Annotated in this window: 16 protein-coding genes, 1 tRNA gene and 1 pseudogene; 16 read left to right on the forward strand and 2 right to left on the reverse strand. The window is 49.0% G+C overall.

Annotation, left to right across the window (positions count from 1 at the left end; translation table 11 throughout):
• Nucleotides 1-131: 131 nt before the first annotated feature.
• A complete protein-coding gene (locus J5W02_RS12525; protein ID WP_219966039.1) occupies nt 132-554 on the reverse strand; it encodes a CBS domain-containing protein in 423 nt (140 codons plus the stop codon).
• A 226-nt stretch (nt 555-780) separates the two neighbouring features.
• Between J5W02_RS12525 and J5W02_RS12530 the strand changes: the two are divergent.
• The 6 genes and pseudogenes from J5W02_RS12530 to J5W02_RS12560 all read left to right on the forward strand — a co-directional run.
• A pseudogene (locus J5W02_RS12530) lies at nt 781-1,182 on the forward strand (cupin domain-containing protein); the annotation flags it as partial.
• A gap of 233 nt (nt 1,183-1,415) precedes the next feature.
• The gene (locus tag J5W02_RS12535) at nt 1,416-1,997 is read left to right on the forward strand and encodes a GNAT family N-acetyltransferase (RefSeq protein WP_219966171.1); all 582 of its coding nucleotides are present in this window, start codon (nt 1,416-1,418) and stop codon (nt 1,995-1,997) included.
• Between the two features lie 59 nt (nt 1,998-2,056).
• Entirely contained in the window at nt 2,057-2,740 is a 684-nt protein-coding gene (locus tag J5W02_RS12540; RefSeq protein WP_219966040.1) for a 2'-5' RNA ligase family protein, read from the forward strand.
• Nucleotides 2,741-3,631: 891 nt separating this feature from the next.
• Nucleotides 3,632-3,985 (forward strand): hypothetical protein, encoded by a 354-nt coding sequence (locus tag J5W02_RS12550; RefSeq protein WP_219966186.1) that lies wholly within the window; start codon nt 3,632-3,634, stop codon nt 3,983-3,985.
• Between the two features lie 934 nt (nt 3,986-4,919).
• A complete protein-coding gene (locus J5W02_RS14840) occupies nt 4,920-5,471 on the forward strand; it encodes an exosporium glycoprotein BclB-related protein (RefSeq protein WP_330659760.1) in 552 nt (183 codons plus the stop codon).
• A gap of 213 nt (nt 5,472-5,684) precedes the next feature.
• Complete coding sequence (locus tag J5W02_RS12560) at nt 5,685-6,803, forward strand: tetratricopeptide repeat-containing glycosyltransferase (protein ID WP_219966042.1); 1,119 nt, start codon at nt 5,685-5,687, stop codon at nt 6,801-6,803.
• A 184-nt stretch (nt 6,804-6,987) separates the two neighbouring features.
• Here the strand turns inward: J5W02_RS12560 and J5W02_RS12565 are convergent.
• A tRNA-Ala gene (locus tag J5W02_RS12565) sits at nt 6,988-7,063 on the reverse strand.
• A gap of 190 nt (nt 7,064-7,253) precedes the next feature.
• Between J5W02_RS12565 and dhaS the strand changes: the two genes are divergently transcribed.
• The 10 genes from dhaS to J5W02_RS12615 all read left to right on the forward strand — a co-directional run bounded on the left by dhaS (nt 7,254) and on the right by J5W02_RS12615 (nt 18,978).
• Nucleotides 7,254-7,862, forward strand: a complete 609-nt coding sequence (dhaS, locus tag J5W02_RS12570; RefSeq protein WP_219966043.1) for a dihydroxyacetone kinase transcriptional activator DhaS — start codon at nt 7,254-7,256, stop codon at nt 7,860-7,862.
• 83 nt (nt 7,863-7,945) lie between these two features.
• Entirely contained in the window at nt 7,946-8,908 is a 963-nt protein-coding gene (locus tag J5W02_RS12575; protein ID WP_219966044.1) for a glycosyltransferase family 2 protein, read from the forward strand.
• Nucleotides 8,909-9,031: 123 nt separating this feature from the next.
• A complete protein-coding gene (gene miaB / locus J5W02_RS12580; protein ID WP_255575747.1) occupies nt 9,032-10,459 on the forward strand; it encodes a tRNA (N6-isopentenyl adenosine(37)-C2)-methylthiotransferase MiaB in 1,428 nt (475 codons plus the stop codon).
• Nucleotides 10,460-10,483: 24 nt separating this feature from the next.
• On the forward strand, nt 10,484-10,894 hold the full coding sequence (locus J5W02_RS12585; RefSeq protein ID WP_219966045.1) for a YlbF family regulator: 411 nt from the start codon (nt 10,484-10,486) through the stop codon (nt 10,892-10,894).
• Nucleotides 10,895-10,933: 39 nt separating this feature from the next.
• Nucleotides 10,934-13,546 carry a DNA mismatch repair protein MutS gene (gene mutS, locus J5W02_RS12590; RefSeq protein ID WP_219966046.1) on the forward strand — a complete coding sequence of 871 codons (2,613 nt, stop codon included), beginning with the start codon at nt 10,934-10,936 and terminating at the stop codon, nt 13,544-13,546.
• A 37-nt stretch (nt 13,547-13,583) separates the two neighbouring features.
• Nucleotides 13,584-14,096 (forward strand): GNAT family N-acetyltransferase, encoded by a 513-nt coding sequence (locus J5W02_RS12595; protein ID WP_255575748.1) that lies wholly within the window; start codon nt 13,584-13,586, stop codon nt 14,094-14,096.
• A 27-nt stretch (nt 14,097-14,123) separates the two neighbouring features.
• Complete coding sequence (gene mutL, locus J5W02_RS12600; protein ID WP_219966048.1) at nt 14,124-16,031, forward strand: DNA mismatch repair endonuclease MutL; 1,908 nt, start codon at nt 14,124-14,126, stop codon at nt 16,029-16,031.
• Nucleotides 16,031-16,978: a tRNA (adenosine(37)-N6)-dimethylallyltransferase MiaA gene (gene miaA / locus J5W02_RS12605; RefSeq protein WP_219966173.1), complete on the forward strand. Its 948-nt coding sequence runs from the start codon at nt 16,031-16,033 to the stop codon at nt 16,976-16,978. The genes mutL and miaA overlap by 1 nt, the downstream gene beginning before the upstream one ends.
• Nucleotide 16,979: 1 nt before the next feature.
• Nucleotides 16,980-18,266, forward strand: a complete 1,287-nt coding sequence (locus J5W02_RS12610) for an HlyD family efflux transporter periplasmic adaptor subunit (RefSeq protein ID WP_219966049.1) — start codon at nt 16,980-16,982, stop codon at nt 18,264-18,266.
• On the forward strand, nt 18,244-18,978 hold the full coding sequence (locus J5W02_RS12615; protein WP_219966050.1) for a YggS family pyridoxal phosphate-dependent enzyme: 735 nt from the start codon (nt 18,244-18,246) through the stop codon (nt 18,976-18,978). The genes J5W02_RS12610 and J5W02_RS12615 overlap by 23 nt, the downstream gene beginning before the upstream one ends.
• Nucleotides 18,979-18,992: the final 14 nt, after the last annotated feature.

Here is an 18,992-nt window from a genome sequence, read left to right on the forward strand (position 1 = left end):
CCTTAATTTATAAAATATAGTGTACCCAATTTATTTGATTTCTTACAAATACAATGCACCCCTGCCGTCAGTGTAAATACTGTTGAAGTACGGCAATGGGGTGCGTAGAATTTCTTATTTCCGGGATTTGCCTACGAGCCTTGGCGCGGCTGCGAGATGTTTTTCAGAGCTTCCTCGGCATTGTCCTGCTGGGTAGGTTGTACAGAGATATCTCCCAGAGCCACGATTCCTACCAGGCTGTTGCGGTCTACAATCGGCAGTCTGCGTATCTGCTTTTCACTCATAATTTTCGCGGCATCATGAACATCCATGTCGGGGCTGCCGACAACCGGGTTAGCACTCATAATGTCACGGACGGTTTCCTTGGAATTTTGTCCGTGAGCGGTCGCCCGCAGAGCAATGTCCCGGTCGGTGACAATGCCGATAATCTGTTCGTGATTACAGACAGGGATGGACCCCACATCGTATTGCTTCATCAACTGTGCGGCCTTTTCAATAGAATCATCTGAATTCAGGCTCGCAACGTCTGTGGACATGATTTCCTTAACTTTCAAAATAATCACCTCATACATAGATTCCCCTTTCTGAATCCGGATTATTACAGTTTGTTTGAAATGATACTTATAAATTCCAATCCGAATTTTTCCAGAACGAATTCAGCTGTAAAGCACACCCCCGAAATCATGTTCATATAATGATGTACAGGTATTATGAAGGAGCTGACTGAAAGTGAACAGAAGATACCCTTGTGTGGGTAGCACAAATTCAGACGCTACGGCGTTAATAGATTACGGGCCGGAACCGTTTGTTATCAATATCGATCAGGCAACTTTGCAAAACAATTATTTTCGCAGGGCGCTGTGGACGGGAACCCATTTGCAGCTTACCTTAATGAGCATTAATGTCGGTGGAGAAATAGGGCTGGAGATCCATCCCAACGTTGACCAGTTTCTGCGCATTGAGCAGGGCCAGGGACTTGTGAAGATGGGGAACAGAAGAGATGACCTGGATTTTCAGAAAAGAGTATCGGAAGGATACGCCATTATCATTCCCGCAGGAACATGGCACAATCTCATTAATACCGGCCGCGTGCCTATAAAATTATATTCCATTTATGCGCCGCCGCAGCATCCGAAAGGTACGATTCACAGAACGCGTGCAGAAGCCATGGCTTCTGAGTGACATTCGGAAAAAGTGCCGCTGCTGGCAATGAGATTAATATCAAAAACCAGGAACTTTTGGCTCCTGGTTTATTTTATAAAGAATGCTTCATGATTTGTGGCTTAAATGCATCCTATCGCCAACAGCATGGCAGTCTTTTCTTTGAACAAATTGTGTGGTATGATGGTTCTGTTAAAAAACTCCACCATCCTACGGGGCTTCCGGAAGATGGTTTCAATAACAAAGGAGCAAATATGGAAAATGTGAAAATTCGTGTGGCAACGGAGCAGGACGCAGAGGAACTTTTGGCGATTTATGCCCCGTATGTGCGTGATACTGCGATTACCTTTGAATATGAGATCCCAACTGCCGAAGAATTCAGAAGTCGGATCAGAAATACCCTCAAACGTTATCCTTACCTTGTTGCAACAGCAGACGGCGTCCCGATAGGGTATGCCTATGTGTCAGCATTCCATAAAAGGGCAGCCTATGACTGGGCGGTTGAAACATCCGTTTATCTGAAAATGAATTGTAAAAAGCAAGGTATCGGAAAAAAATTATATCTTCTCTTGGAAGAAATTGCAAAGGAACAGCATATTTTGAATATGAATGCCTGTATTGCGTTTGCAAATGTGGAAGACAGACATCTGACGAATGACAGTGTCAGATTCCATGAGCACCTTGGGTACAAGGTCATAGGGCATTTTACGCAATGCGGATATAAATTTGATAAATGGTATGATATGATTTGGATGGAAAAGATGATTGGAAACCATACCGTTCACCCGGAAGCTGTGATTCCGTTTTCAGAAGTCAGACAAAAATTTGGATTGTAGAAATGGATTCTCATATAGCGGAATTTTGTGAAAATAGGAAATAGCGTTGGGGTGTTGAAGTGGAGCTGTCAAATCTTTACTCGGAGATACAGACGCGGGGAATTACCTGCATCGGGGACTGCCGGGAACAAAGGGATAATTTCTTAAAGCATCCGGCGAGCGATACCCGGATGGGAATTTCCTTGCTCATCCGCGTCCCTAATGAAGTGGCAGAACAAATCGTGAAAGTTGAACATAAGCTTTGCAAGGCAGAACCGGGTCAATACTATTATCCCACACCCGACTTACATATCACGGTACTGGATGTTCTTGCTGCAAAACCGGATTATGTTTATACCAGCTCTCTGGTAGACAGCTATAACAATGTTCTGACTAAAGTATTATCTTCGTTTCCTTCATTCAGCATATTCCTAAAGGGGATTATACCCAGCCCAAATGCAATTCTGGTCAAGGGTTACTATCAGAAAACACTTGCACAGATCCGCCAAAGTATCCGGAAAGAGCTTCACAGTGAACGCCTGCCCTTGGATGAGCGATATGAAACGATATCCTCACACATCACGATATCGCGCTTTTCAGATAAGCTCCAGAACAGAACGGAATTGCTCCGAGTCTTATCGGAATACGCGGAATACGATTTTGGAGAGTTTGAAGTAAAAAGGCTGCAGCTTGCCTATCATAATTGGTACGATTCAAAGAAAACAATTTTAGCAGAGTATCCGTTATCGGGCGCGGTCAGTTAAATCCAGACAGTCAAAACCTTCGGCTTAGTGAACTGGTGAATAGACAGAAAAAACAAAACTTTTTTATGCGCCCCTGTCCAAACGAAACTGGACAGGGGTTTTGTAGTTCAGTCAAATGGTAACCTGCAGGCATAGTGTGGGCACCTTACATATAGTACAAACATATTATAAAAGTGATTCCATATGCAATTAGCAACATGAAATTTTTATATGGGAGACTAGTTTATGTCTGACAAATATTTTTCCTTGCAGGATCAAAACATGAATATATATCAAAATGGAAGTCTAATAAACTGTGATTGCGATGATCACAGACACGATTGTGACCGTGGATGCGATTGCGACCACAGATGCGATTGTGATTGCAGATGTCGTTGTATTGGCCCAACGGGCCCAACGGGTCCGACCGGTCCAAGGGGAGGCACAGGAGCGACCGGACTGACAGGTCCAACGGGAGGCACAGGAGCAACCGGTCCGACAGGCCCGACGGGAGCAGGCACAGGCCCAACAGGCCCAACAGGTCCAACAGGTCCCACAGGTCCGACAGGGCCCACAGGGCCAACGGGAGACACAGGAGCAACCGGTCCCACAGGAGCGACCGGCCCAACAGGTCCGACCGGTCCCACAGGTCCAACGGGAGACACAGGAGCAACAGGTCCGACCGGTCCGACAGGGCCAACAGGAGACACGGGAGCAACCGGTCCGACCGGTCCGACCGGTCCCACAGGGCCAACGGGAGACACAGGAGCAACTGGTCCCACAGGTCCAACAGGCCCGACAGGGCCAACGGGAGACACGGGAGCAACCGGCCCGACAGGTCCCACAGGGCCAGGCGGCTCAACAATCTATTTAGCGACGGACCAATCAATTAGTAGTGGAGGATGGGTTGGATTGGGAACCTCTTCAGGTGGCCCATTATTTACTACAAGCTCGGTAACATTGCCGGTGAACGCTACGATTGTCGGATTAGTGCTAAATATCAGAGATAATCCATTAGTAGATGGAGATACGGTTACAGCTACAATTTTTACCAGCCCATGTGGATTTGAAACCCCAACAAGCACAGGTATAACTGCTACAGTTGACGGACCAAATGCTTTGGCTACACCCAATTGTTTTGCAACTGGCTTTGGAAGTGTTCCTGTGTTGCAGGCATCACTTTTATCAGTGCAAATTACCACAAGTCAAGGAGTAGGAGCGTTAAGTCGAGGAGTTGCTGTTACTGTTTTCATAACCATCCCTTAAAACAAGATAAAGTCTTATTTCTTTGCTAAGCTGTAGACGGATGCCAATCTAATCATGGGTGAGGAGCAGGCATAAGACGAAGGAAACATTCCAGCACAGGCCAAATATTCATTTAGGTGCCTTGCACAGCAACGTGCAAGGCACCTTTTTTGAGAGCGGACATATTATGAAAGTAAAGACATACAATTCAGCGCGATAAATTTATAATATGGGAGATTTGCCTATGTCTGACAAATATTTTTCCTTGCAGGATCAACACATGAATATATATCAAAATGAAAGTTTAAAAAATTGTGACTGCGATGGTCACAGACACGATTGTGACCACAGATGCTGCTGTATTGGCCCAACCGGTCCGACAGGCCGAACAGGTCCAACAGGCCCAACGGGTCCAACTGGTCCAATCGGAGGCACAGGTCCAACCGGCCCGACAGGTCCAACGGGAGGCGCAGGAGGCCCAACCGGCCCGACAGGCCCAACCGGTCCGACAGGTCCAACTGGAGGCACAGGCCCAACTGGAGGCACAGGTCCAACCGGAGGCACAGGCCCAACTGGAGGCACGGGTCCAACCGGAGGCACAGGCCCAACCGGAGGTACAGGTCCAACCGGAGGCACAGGCCCAACGGGAGCCACAGGGGCAACAGGAGATATAGGCCTAACGGGAGCCACAGGCCCAACGGGAGGCACGGGTCCAACGGGAGCCACAGGCCCAACGGGAGCCACAGGGGCAACAGGAGATATAGGCCTAACGGGAGGCACAGGCCCAACCGGAGCCACAGGCCCAACGGGAGCCACAGGCCCAACGGGAGCCACAGGCCCAACCGGAGCCACAGGGGCAACAGGAGATATAGGCCTAACGGGAGCCACAGGCCCAACCGGAGATACAGGTCCAACCGGAGCCACAGGCCCAACCGGAGCAGCAGGTCCAGCCGGAGTGCAGGGCCCGGCAGGAGCAACTGGAGCAACTGGTGCCACTGGTGCAGGAGCAATTATTCCGTTTGCTTCTGGCGCAGTGACAACCGTAACTACAGTTCTAGGTGGGCTGGCAGGTACCAATGCACTTGTGGGATTTGGAAGCAATGATACTGCTCTGATTGTAGGCGGCCTGATTGATATTGGAGGAAGCTCAAGTCTTGCATTCTCAATGCCACGAGATGGTACAATCACATCGATGTCTGCATATTACAGTGTTGCAGCAGCAGCGTCTCTCATTGGCAGTACTGTTACAATAACGACACAGTTGTATAGTTCAACAACTCCAAACGATAGCTTTGCTCCTGTTGCCGGAGCACTCGTTACTCTCACTCCGGCATTGACGGGGTTAGTGAATATCGGCCAAACTTCAAGTGGATTAGTGACTGGACTTTCAATCCCGGTAACGGCGGACACTCGTCTGATGTTTGTTGTCTCCGCCAGTGTCACAGCGGGTATTGATATTGCCACAACATTAACCGGGTTTGTCAGCGGAGGCCTTGGAATTGATTAGGTTCAGAAAATGATCGAAGTGTTTAAAGACTTTTGAGAAACACGGTGGATTTGCCGCATATATTAATCCGGAGCACCCGCGTCATGCAGGTACTCCGGGTTTTAATATAGAATTAGAATTACAGCACGAGGATTTCTCGCCGGAGCCTCGCTGCACTTTTGGTGGTATATACCGCAGCGCGAATTTACCAGCTATCAGCCGGCGATACAGTTTATGGAAGAGGGCGATGAATTGAGCTATAAAATTTGTGCCTATGCAATTTGCAAAAATGAAGAGAAGTTTGTTGACCGCTGGATGGATCATGTCAGTGAGGCTGACAGTGTCATTGTGGTAGACACGGGTTCCACCGACCACACTATAGAAAAACTGCGGCAGCGTGGAGCGACTGTTTACAGCTATGAGATTGATCCGTTCCGGTTTGATTACAGCAGAAATTACTGCTTGGAATTGATTCCCGATGATGTAGATATTTGTGTTTCCTCTGATTTGGATGATGTAATTGAACTTGGCTGGAGAAAAAAACTGGAAAGCGCATGGCAGAAGGATACTACCAGAGGCTTATACTTATATAATTGGAGTTTTAATGCAGATGGTACTCCTGCTGTTCAGTACACACACCAGAGAATCCATGCACGGCATAATTTTCACTGGATTTATCCTACTCACGAGGTATTGGAGTACACCGGACCCGGTAAAGAAAAGCAGGTTTTCGTGGAAGGGCTTGTTTATAATCATTTTCCCGATGCCACGAAAGATAGAAGCCTTAATCTGCCCTTGTTGGAACTTGCGGTAAAAGAAAATCCAAATGATTCACGTAACCTTCATTATCTGGGCAGAGAGTACATGTTTCATCAGGATTGGGAAAAGTGCATCGAAACCCTGACAAAATATCTCGACCCCAACATCTCTTCTTGGGATGAGGAACGCTCCGCCTCCATGCGCTTTATTGCAAGGGCGTACGGAGCATTGGGAAATTCATATGAACAAAAGAGATGGCTGCATAAAGCCATAGCCGAAGCCCCATTCTTACGAGAACCATATATTGAACTGGCCCAAATTGCATATCATGAAAAGGATTGGCTGGCAGAATATTTTTATGCGGAGGAAGCTTTAAAGATAAAGAATAAAACTCTAAAGTATCTTAATGAGGCTTTTGCATGGGACTACACGCCCGATGATTTATGTACCATCGCCTGCTACTGGCTTGGTTTGTACGAACAGGGAGTAGCTCACGCCAAGGCAGCCCTTGCCCTTAACCCCACTGATGAGCGCCTAATAAGAAACCTAAAGGTAACGCAGGAAAAGCTTGATATATCCATTCCTGTTGAGTAAGTAAAGTCAGTTACCATCGATGAAACCATTCTGTTTTCAATCCTGCAACCCTAGTGCAACAACAAATCCCCCTGCAAACTAATTAAAGTTTACAGGGGGAATTTGTTTACCGCTGGCTATGCGGCCTTTTAACGATTACCGCGAACCAATTCGCCGAAAAGACGAAGTTCGGATAATCTTGCTTTGGTGGAGCATAGCGGGATCGAACCGCTGACCTCCACACTGCCAGTGTGGCGCTCTCCCAGCTGAGCTAATGCCCCATATGTTGTTTGAAACAGCTTTGTTATAATATCATATTTTATAGGAGAATGCAAGTACTATTGTAAAAAAATGTGATTCATTTTCGGCATATTGAAAAAATATGATAATACTGATAAAATGAAATAAAACAATGGTTCGGGGCGTAAGCCGCATTACATAATCGTCGAACGGATTTCGGGAGAATATATTATGTCTGATTCACTTATTACCAAAAAGGCGATTGCTGCTTCCATAAAAGAACTGATGAAAAAAAGAACGCTGCAGAAAATATCGGTTGCCGATATTGTAGAACACTGCGGGATTAACCGTCAGACCTTCTACTATCATTTTAAGGACAAATATGATTTGGTGGACTGGATTTATTATAATGAGGTGGTCTCTGCCGTTACACAGCACAGATCTCTGGAAGAGTGGAACAGCGTAGTGCTTGATGTCCTGAAAACGATGAAGAATGAGCAGTATTTTTACACAAACGCCCTAAGCGTTACCGGGCAGAACGCTTTTCAGGATTACTTTTTCAATGTGACCAAGAATCTAATCAGCGAAATGCTGGATACGGTGTCACAGGGCAGTGGGATCGCCGCGGAAGACAAGGTGTTTATCGCGGAATTTTATTCCTACGGGCTGGTTGGAATGGTGATCCAGTGGGCGCGCTGCGGCATGAAACAGTCGCCGGAAGAAATCGTTCTTCGTCTGACTCATTTTATCGATGACAGCAAGATTTATACGGCTGGGCGTTACTTTAAAGAGCATCCGGAGGACGAAAAAGCGAATATCACTGAAAGAAATTCGAATTAGGGAAAGATAACTGTCAGTTTTCATCTTTTCTATTCTTCACAATATGATATACTGGTTACAGATTCAGTAAAGGAGGTTCGGTAATGCAGATTACAAAGCTTTCCATTATTGTTCCGGTAAGAAATGTTGAACAGGAAATCTCAGGAGTATTACGTTCGATTGCCGCGCAGGCGGCCGGGCTGGAAGCAGAATTTATCGTGGTGGATATGGGCTCTGCAGACAGAACGGTCTGGGAAGCCGTTCAGCTAATCAAAGAACTGAAGCTTCGTGGTTTTGTCATTCAGAACGGCGACGGAACCGTTGCCGCGGCTTTAAATACAGGAATCCAGAAATCCGGCGGGGATTACCTCACGTTTATCTTTGCCCGCAGGCTTTACCGCGATTTTATCAGCGGATATCTGGAAACCGCGGCGCGTACTTCGGCGGATTTTGTGTTCGGCAGCATCAGTGAAGAGGAATCCCATGCCGCGGAGCGCCGGCTGATTAGCAGGGCAATCCGTCAGGAGAGCGGTGCTCAGTATTTGAAAAGCATTCTAAACGATGCCATTCATATCGATATTTCCGCCATCATGCTCCGGAGAAAGTTTTTACTGGACAGGCAGATTTACTTTTTCGATTCCTGCAGCCACGGTTACGCGGAGGAGTTTGTTTTCCGCTGCCTTCTGTCTGCGGAAACGATTGCGCAGTCTCCGACGATTATTAAACGTGATACCGTTTATGAACTGAAGCGCGGCAAACAGAAATCGATCGGTAAGAATATTTTTCAGCATACCGACGCCATGCTCCGCATTTTTGATATGATTAAAGCCGCCCGGCGGGATGACGCGGAGCTTATACAGCTGTTTGAACATCAAAAGCTGCCGTTGACTGTGATGAACGGGATAGACGTGATGCTGAAGGAAGGCGCGGGTTATAACGCGGTGCGCGGCTATCTGCGCGTTGCGGGGTACGACAAACTGCTTAGTACGGGCAGACAGACGGACAAAGCGCTGAAGCGCCGCATCACGGTCTGGCGCACCATCCCGTGGATGTATAAAGCAAAATAAGCCTTTCTCTTTTTCCCTGCCGCCGTTTCCCCGGAGGCAGGGCTTTTTGCGTCTTTTTCTTGAAGTAACCACAGCAACATGATATAATCAATTCATACCATACAATATAGGAGGGCTATCCTTTTGGCAGATCAATTTCCGGCCCGGACGCAGCCGGTGCGTCCTCAGGCTGAATTCATCAGCGACGTTTCGCAGATCATGGCAGTCAGAGCGCGCGGCGCCGTACCAATGGCGCTGGTGCACACTTATGGCTGTCAGCAGAATGTTGCCGACGGTGAAAAAATAAAGGGTCAGCTTGAGGAAATGGGATTTTCTTTTACTGATCGAGAAGATGAGGCGGATCTCATCATTTTTAATACCTGCGCAGTGCGCGAACATGCTGAAGACAGGGTGTTCGGCAATGTGGGAGCGCTGAAAAATGTAAAACGGCGGCATCCGTCTCTGATTATCGCTCTTTGCGGCTGCATGATGGAGCAGGAGCATGTCGCCGAACGTATCCGAAAAAGCTTCCCTTTCGTCAATCTGGTATTTGGCACCCATGTCATTCATAAACTTCCCGAGCTTTTGTTTACTACCATTACTCAGAGCCGCCGTGTGTTTGAGCGGGGCGACGACAGCGAAGACAAACAGATTGTTGAAGGCTTGCCGGTTCACCGCGACGGAAACACAAAAGCTTGGCTTACGGTTATGTATGGCTGTGACAATTTTTGCTCATACTGTGTTGTACCCTATGTACGCGGCAGGGAGCGCAGCCGAACGCCGGAGGCAATTGTGGAGGAGTTCAAAGGTCTTGTGGACGCCGGGTATAAGGATATTACCCTTTTGGGACAGAATGTCAATTCCTACGGTAAGCATCTGGACGAGCCTGTGAATTTTTCTCAGCTTTTAAAAATGCTTGACGCGGTGGACGGCGATTACCGCATCCGCTTTATGACCTCGCACCCGAAGGACGCAACCCACGAGCTGATTGATACGATTGCGCAGGGCAGGCACATCAGCCACCATCTTCACCTGCCGTTCCAGTCCGGAAACAACAGGGTGCTTAAGGAAATGAACCGCGGGTATTCCCGTGAAAAATATCTTGACCTGATTGCTTATGCCAGGGAAAAGATCCTGGATCTTTCCCTGACTTCCGATGTGATTGTCGGGTTTCCGGGGGAAACCTACGAGGAATTCCTCGACACAGTCAGCTTGATTCAAACGGTGGAGTTCACTTCGCTGTTTACCTTTATCTATTCCCCGCGCGTGGGGACAAGAGCGGCAAAGATGCCGGACCCGATTCCCGCCAAGGAAAAGTCAAAATGGTTTGCAGAGCTTTGCAGTGAGCAGGAAAAAATTGCCGCTTCGCGCTGCGCCGGGATGGTCGGCACAGTCCAGCGGGTGCTGGTGGAAGAGCAGAATGAAAAAACCGGTCTTCTTTTCGGGCGAACCGACGGCAATATTGTTGTGGATTTCCCGGGGGATGAAAGTCTGATCGGCGGTTTTGCCGATGTAAAAATCACTTCCGCCCGCAACTGGATTTTAAATGGAGAGCTTAATCAATTATCATAAATAAAAATTTAAGGAGTTACTAAAATGGATATTATCAGCTTAGCAAGAGAAATCGGCAAGGAAATTCAGAAGGATCAGCGTTATTTGAATATGAAGCTTGCACAGCAGAACAGCGACGACGACCAGAAGCTTCAGGATTTAATCGGCGAGTTCAACCTGAAAAGAATGGCAATCAACAATGAGACACAAAAGTCTGAGCAGGACACCGACAAAATGCAGGCGTTGAATCAGGAACTGCGTCATGTCTATGCCCAGATCATGCAGAACGAAAACATGACCGCTTACAATAAAGCCAAGGAAGAAATGGATGCTCTGCTTCAGCGTGTCAGCGCCATCATCGGCCAGTCCGCAGACGGCGAAGACCCGGAAACCACCGACTATGAGCAGTCCTCTTCCTGCGGCGGAGACTGTGGTTCCTGCGGAGGCTGCCACTAATTTCGCTTAAAGACATGAACGGGAGATGAAACGCAGGTTATGGCAAATCTTTCACCAATGATGCAGCAGTATTTTGAAATCAAAAAACAGAATCCCAATACAATATTGTTTTTTCGCCTTGGTGATTTTTATGAAATGTTTTATGAAGACGCCAAACTTGCGTCGAAGGAACTGGAACTGACTCTGACCGGACGCGACTGCGGGCAGGAAGAGCGCGCGCCCATGTGCGGCGTTCCCTTTCACAGCTATGAAAGCTACGTCGCGCGCCTTGTTGCGAAGGGCTATAAGGTCGCCATCTGTGAACAGATGGAAGATCCCGCGCTGGCAAAAGGTCTTGTGAAGCGCGACATTATCCGCGTGATTACGCCCGGTACGGTGCTGGAAAGCAGCATGCTGGACGAGGCTCGCAACAATTTTATCTGTTCACTCTGCATCGAGGGGACGGATGCCGGAATCTGCTTTGCGGATATTTCTACCGGTGCGCTGCACGCAACCGCTCTTTCGGGCGGGGATTTGACGGAGCAGATCAAAAATGAGCTTTCCCGATTTTCACCGCGAGAGATTCTGGTCAACCAAAATACGCTGGAACTGAAAGAGCTTCCGAAATTTATTCGGGAGCGTCTTTCCGCCAGTTTGGAATTGCTGGACGACACTGAGTTTGAGCCGCATAACTGTTCTTCGATGGTACTGGAACAGTTTCATTCCAAAAGTCTGGGTGATCTGAACCTTTCCGACAAAACCGGAATCGTGCAGTCCATCGGTGCGCTGCTTTCCTATCTTAAACGCACACAGCGCGTGGGAATTGAGCGCATTAATGGCATAGACCTTTACACTGGGGCACAGTTTATGCATCTGGATTTAAGTGCGCGGCGCAATCTCGAACTGCTGGAAACGATGCGCAACAAGGAAAAGCGCGGCTCCCTGCTCTGGGTCCTTGATAAAACACGCACCGCAATGGGCAAGCGCCTGATCCGCAGCTGGATTGAACAGCCGCTGTTAAGTCCGGTACAGATTAACCGCCGTTTAAACGCGGTTGAGGAATTGGCGGGGGACGCCATACTGCGCGATGCCATCGCCGAACAGCTGACCGGAATCCACGATCTGGAGCGACTGATGTCCCGGATTGTGTACGGTTCCGCCAACGGCAGGGAACTGCGTTCGCTGTCGTCCGCAGTCATGCGGCTGCCCGCACTGAAGACTTTGCTGCAGAGTGTAAAGTCAAACCTCCTTACAGAGATTGAACAGCAGATTGATCTTCTGGAGGACGTTTATCAGATGGTTGACCGAGCGATTGTGGAAGAACCTCCGTTTTCCATTCGGGAAGGCGGGATGATTCAGCCCGGTTACAATGCGGAACTGGACCTTTTGAAAGGCGATATGAGCGACGGGCGCGGAATTATTGCCCAGATTGAGGCGCAGGAGCGGGAAAAAACGGGGATTCCGAAACTGAAAGTCGGCTACAACCGGGTGTTCGGATATTACATTGAGATCAGTAATTCCTATAAGGATCAGGCGCCGCCGGAATACATACGCAAACAAACCCTTACCAACTGCGAACGCTTCATTACCCCCGAGCTCAAGGAGCTGGAGGGAAAAATCCTCGGTGCGCACGAAAAGTCCGTACAGCTGGAATTCCAGCTGTTTGACGCTGTCCGAAACAATGTGGCCGCCCAGCTGACCCGTGTACAGTCAACAGCCGACGCGATTGCAAGGCTCGACGTACTGACCTCTTTTGCACAGGTTTCGGCGGTACAGCATTATGTACGTCCGATTGTAAATCTGGACGGAAAAATCATTTTAAAAGAAAGCCGCCATCCGGTTGTCGAGATTTTGCTCGATGCTCCCTTTGTGCCGAACGACGTTACGCTCGACAGGGACGAAAACCGGGTCGCCATCATTACCGGCCCGAACATGGCCGGAAAATCCACTTACATGCGCCAGACCGCACTGATTGTGATTATGGCTCAGATCGGGTGTTTTGTCCCTGCTTCCTATGCGGAAATCGGGATTACGGACAGTATTTTTACCCGTGTGGGAGCTTCGGATGATCTGGCCTCCGGCCAGTCGACTTTTATGGTGGAGATGTCCGAGGTTGCGGATATTATCAAAAATGCTACAAACAAGAGCCTTCTAATTTTGGATGAAATCGGGCGGGGAACCTCAACCTTTGACGGGATGAGCATTGCCCGCGCTGTTCTGGAATATGTCGCCAACAAGCAGCTTTTGGGCGCAAAAGCCCTTTTTGCAACCCATTATCACGAGCTGACGGAACTGGAAGAGCTGGTTGACGGTGTGAAAAATTATAATATCGCTGTCAAGAAGCGCGGCGACGACATCACCTTCCTGCGCCGGATTGTGCGCGGCGGTGCGGATGACAGCTTCGGGATTGAAGTTGCAAAGCTTGCCGGTGTGCCGAATAAAATTGTGAACCGAGCCAAACAGGTACTTGCCGAGCTGGAAAGCGGGCAGCAGGTGTCTATGCCGAAACGGCGCGGGCACAAAGAAGAAGCGCAGGAGGACTTGCAGCTGATGATTACCCCGCCCAACGAGACGGACATTATGGACAGGCTCAAAAAGCTGGACGTCAATACCCTGACGCCCATTGAGTGCATGAATACGCTGTTTGAGCTGGCCACGCTGGCGAAAGGGTGATTATTTTCGAGGGAGCAGAGAAGTTATGTGCCGTCTTATGAAATTGAATCCTTCCATGGAGCTGGAATACAAGAATTATATGAAGGAATGGCTGTGCAGCGGAGAAGTCATTGTTCCAATGTCCTCTCGCTCAGACAACAAAAATTTTTCAGATTACCTGCGGTTACAAAAAGAGTGGGAAACCGAGGAAGGGTGCCCGGAGAATTTTGTCCCGGGAACCACATGGTTTTATGTAAATGAACAGGGGAGAATTCTTGGGGCGGTGAACCTTCGGCACAGACTTAACGATTATCTTTTTTCAGTGGGGGGACATATCGGCTACGGTGTGCGTCCTTCCGAACGCCGAAAGGGTTATGCTTCCAAGATTCTTTCCCTTGCTTTGGAAAAAGCGAAGGGACTTGGGCTTCATAAGGTGCTGATAACCTGTGATAAAGATAACTGCGGATCGGCGCGGACTATCCAGAAGAATCACGGTATTTTAGAAAATGAAGTGCAGGATGAAAATAGCATTACGCAGCGGTACTGGATTAATTTGGACAACAGTTTTTAATTTGCCTTTTAGAAAAGGAGGCGTTTCATGAGTAAAATCAACGTTTTGGACAAACATATAGCGGAGCTGATTGCTGCTGGTGAAGTGGTGGAACGCCCCGCGTCCGTGATAAAAGAGCTGGTCGAAAATTCAATCGATGCCGGGGCCACCGCAATTACCGTGGAAATAAAAAACGGCGGAATTACCTATATGCGGGTTACGGACAACGGCAGCGGAATTGCCCGCGACGACGTCGCTGCTGCTTTTTTGCGCCATGCCACCAGTAAGGTACACAGTCAGGATGATTTGGAAAGCATTTCTACCCTCGGCTTCCGCGGAGAGGCTCTGGCCTCCATTGCGGCTGTGGCCCGGGTGGAGCTTTTGACCGCCACGCAGGGCGAGCTTGCGGGGACGCGCTACGAAATCGACGGCGGGGTGGAACAGGACTGTGAAGATGCGGGCTGTGCGCAGGGAACCACCTTTGTGGTGCGCGACCTTTTCTACAATACACCCGCGCGGATGAAGTTCCTGAAAAAAGATGTGGTGGAGGCAAATGCCATTGCAGCGGTGATGGACAGGCTGGCGCTTTCCCATCCGGAAATTTCGGTGCGGTTCATCCGTGATTCCCGCGAAACGCTGAACAGCCCCGGTGACGGAAAACTGAAATCAGCCGTATACGCTGTTTTTGGAAAGGAATTTACCGCAGGACTGATTCCTACGGAATATGAATGGAACGGTGTAAAGCTTTGGGGCTTTATCAGCAAGCCTTCCGCTGCGCGTCCAAACCGGAGCATGCAGCATTTCTTTATCAATGGACGATATATTAAAAGCCGCACTGCGATGGTTGCCCTGGAAGAAGCCTTCAAGGGTTCGCTGATGGTGGGAAAGGTACCCGCCTGTGTGCTTCACATGGGAATTTCTTTTCAGGCGGTGGATGTCAATGTTCATCCTTCGAAAATAGAAGTTCGTTTTATTAACGAAAAACCGGTGTTTGACGCGGTGTACCACGGCGTTAAAACGGCTCTTCACAGTGGGGACGTGCCAAGTGTGATGGCCTTCCAAAAGCCGGAACCGCCGGTTTTTGAACAGCCCAAGGCGTCGGTTCAAATTCAGTTTACCGCTCCCGCCAAACCTGCGGATTCCCAATCGCCGCCGGTTATCCCCGCGGTACGGCCCGCGGCGGCACCCGTTCACGGCTTTGCCGTAAGCGACGCACACCGGCCGACATTCCATACAAATTTTTCCGCAGCAAATATTGAATTTACCGAACCGGTTCCGGTGCCGGAGGACGATCACCCGTCTGCCTCTGTTATGCCGGAACCAGTTGCCGGGGAACCCGTACAATCTGCGGTACTGGGTGTCACACCGATTGAAACTCCTGCTTCCGAGGAAGCGGAAAAGCTGGTGGGAGAAGCCTTTAACACCTATATGATTCTGGAACGCGGAAACGAACTGATCTTTATCGACAAGCATGCCGCACACGAGCGGATGCTCTACGAAAAACTCAGGGCACAGGAAGGACAGGCCGACCAGCAGATGCTTTTGGAGCCGGTTGCCGTTACCCTTGAAAAAAACGAATACGCCGCAGTTATGAATTCTTTGGATCTTTGTGCGGCCGCCGGGTTTGAAATTGATGATTTCGGTTCCGGTACGGTTCTTGTCCGGAGTGTACCGTTGATTCTTGGCGACGATGACGTTGCGGGAACGGTGATGGAGATTGCGGGCTATCTGCAGTCAGCAAAAAACGATATTACAACGGAAAAGCTCGACTGGCTTTATCACAATGTCGCGTGCCGCGCGGCGGTAAAAGCGGGGGACGTAAGCTCGCCGATGGAACTTTCCGCACTTGCCAAAAGAATCGAAAACGAGGATATTCGTTACTGCCCGCATGGGCGCCCGGTATCCATCGTGATGAAAAAGAAGGATTTGGAGCGCCAGTTTGGGCGTATACAATGATGAATAAGAAGGATAAAATTCCGGTGATTGCTGTCGTCGGCCCGACCGCTTCCGGTAAAAGCCGTTTGGCCGTGGAACTTGCGCTTGCCGGAAACGGTGAAGTGATTTCGGCCGATTCCATGCAGATCTACAAAGGAATGAATATCGGCACGGCAAAGCCTACTGTGGAAGAAATGCGCGGTGTGCCTCATCACCTGCTTGATTTTGCACCGCTTACCCAGCCGTTCAGCGTGGCGGACTATGTTTCGCTTGCCTCTGACTGCATTTCTCAGGTATCTGCACGCGGCAAACTGCCGGTTATCGCGGGAGGAACCGGGCTTTATATTCGATCCCTCCTGCAAAACATTCAGTTTACTGAAAACGATAAGGATGAAACGCTCAGAAAGCAGCTTGCCCAAAAGGCAGAAGAGCAGGGCGTACAGTCGTTAATGGAAGAATTAAAAAGCTTTGACCCCGAATCGGCAGAAAGAATTCATCCGAACAATCTTAGCCGTGTGATCCGTGCTATTGAAATTTACCGTACGACCGGGTTCACGATGACCGAGCAGCTGGAACGGTCCAAGCAGGCTCCTACTCCGTACGATGCGTGTATGATCGGCCTTGATTTTCGGGATCGCCAAAAGCTCTACGACAGGATTAATCGACGGGTGGATCTGATGATACGGGACGGACTGCTTCACGAAGCGGAAGAAATTCTGAACCGGCCGGGTTCACAAACGGCAATGCAGGCAATCGGCTACAAAGAGCTTTTGCCGTATTTTCGTTCGGAGTGTTCTCTGGAAGAGGCGGTCGAGTCCATTAAACGGGAAAGCCGCCGGTACGCCAAACGACAGCTTACCTGGTTCCGCCGCGACGAAAACATTCACTGGATCATGGTGGATGAGTACCGTGACTTTGAGGAAATTTCCAATCAGGCATTCAGACTAGTTGACCGGAAAGGGTGGTAATATGAATAGCCCGCTGCTGAGAAGAATTGCATCGGCTGTTGTAGCCATCCTTCTGTTCATTTATATGGGGTATCAGATTTATAACGCCCATTTTGCAAAGATTCAGACGGAGACGGCTTCCTACGCCAGTACGGCGGACACCGTTCAGGTGACCGGTACAGCTATCAGAAAAGAGAAATTGATGGCATCCAAGGTCAACGGAGTCATTACTTATGTGATCGGTGATGGCGGTAAGGTGGCGAAAGGCGGCACCGTCGCAAAAATTTACCCGAATGAGCAGAGTGCCGCGGCGCAGCAGCAGGTTGCCGACCTTGATTACCAGATTTCCAAGCTGCAAAAGCTTAGTACGCCGGGGGATACTTACGCCGCCAGCATTGGCTCGATCAGTGCCCAGACCAATCTGAAGCTGGTGGATTTGCTCGATTGTATCCAGTCAGGCGAATACTCGGAGCTTTCCAACAGCCGCGAGGATTTACTGTACCTGATTAACGAGCGCCAGATTGTAACGGACAAATCGGCAAATTTCAATACAAGGATTAACGCCTTGAAGGCGGAGCGTGAAACGCTGACCAAATCCAATAGTGCGGCGATCGGCTCCGTGACCGCACCCGCATCGGGCTATTTTATCAGCGCTGTTGATGGGTACGAATCGGTGTATGATTATGATAAAATCCTGACCATTACCCCTGCGGAATTCAAGGAAAAGCTGACGGAAAAGCCGGTGGGACAGACCGGTTCCATTGGGAAGATCTGTGAAGCGTATGACTGGTATTTTGCCTGCCCGGCTGCGGCGGACAAGGCCGCCAAGTTTAAAGAAGGCGACACCGTTTCCATTCAGTTTCCGTTTGCCTCCAATCAGACGGTTCCGGCGACTGTTGCCGCGGTGAATCAGGCGGACAAAGATACGGAGGCAGTGGTTATTTTGCGGAGCAGCAGTATGAATTCTTCCCTTGCGCTGATTCGCAGCGCTACAGCTCAGATTCAGGTGGAGAAATACACGGGAATCCGGGTGAGCCAGAAAGCAATCCATTTTGCCAAGGTAACCAAAACGGGGAAAGACAGCAACGGGAAAGCAACCTCAGTAACCAAAGAAGTGCAAGGCGTCTATGTGATGCACGGCAGCGAAATAGAGTTTCGGCAGGTTTTCCCGCTGTTCAGTACGGGAAATTATGCCATTTGTCAGACGGATCCGCCAAAAGAAGACCTCATGACGGATTCGACCGTTAAGCTGTTTGATGAAGTAGTTGTGGAAGGGACTGATTTATATGATGGAAAAGTCGTCAAGTGAATTTGACCGCCGGTTTCTGGATGTGGAAGAGAATCTGAAAGTGATTCGCAGCAATATTGCCGCCGCCGCCCTAAAGTCCGGACGCCAACCGCAGGATATTACAATGCTTGCAGCCACGAAAACCGTACCGGTGGAAGTGATTAATCACGGAATCGCGCTCGGAATTGACCATATCGGCGAAAACAAAGTGCAGGAGCTCTGTGAAAAGTACGAATCTTATGATCTTGCACAATGCGAGCTTCAGTTTATCGGGCATCTGCAGACCAACAAGGTGAAAAATATCATAGGCAAGGTTTCAATGATTCAGTCGGTAGACAGTGTCAGGCTGGCAAACGAAATTTCCCGCCTTTCCCTTTCCAAAGGCGTCACAACGGATATTCTGATCGAAGTGAATATCGGAAATGAACCAAACAAGTCGGGGGTGCTTCCAACGGAACTGTATGATCTGATTGAGCAGACGGCGCTTTTGCCGTCGCTTCGTATCCGCGGTTTAATGGCGATTCCGCCCGCAGAGGCAAAAATGGCGGAAACACAGGGATATTTTTCAAAGATGTCTCAATATTTTATTGACATCAAGGGTAAAAAAATAGATAATGTTACCATGGACTACTTGTCCATGGGTATGTCATCGGATTATTCCCAGGCAATATTATCGGGAGCCAATATGGTTAGAATTGGTTCTGCACTGTTTGGCCCAAGAATATACAATTAATCATCATTACAGGA

This window comes from Caproiciproducens faecalis (assembly GCF_019448085.1).
Taxonomy (GTDB): domain Bacteria; phylum Bacillota; class Clostridia; order Oscillospirales; family Acutalibacteraceae; genus Caproiciproducens; species Caproiciproducens faecalis.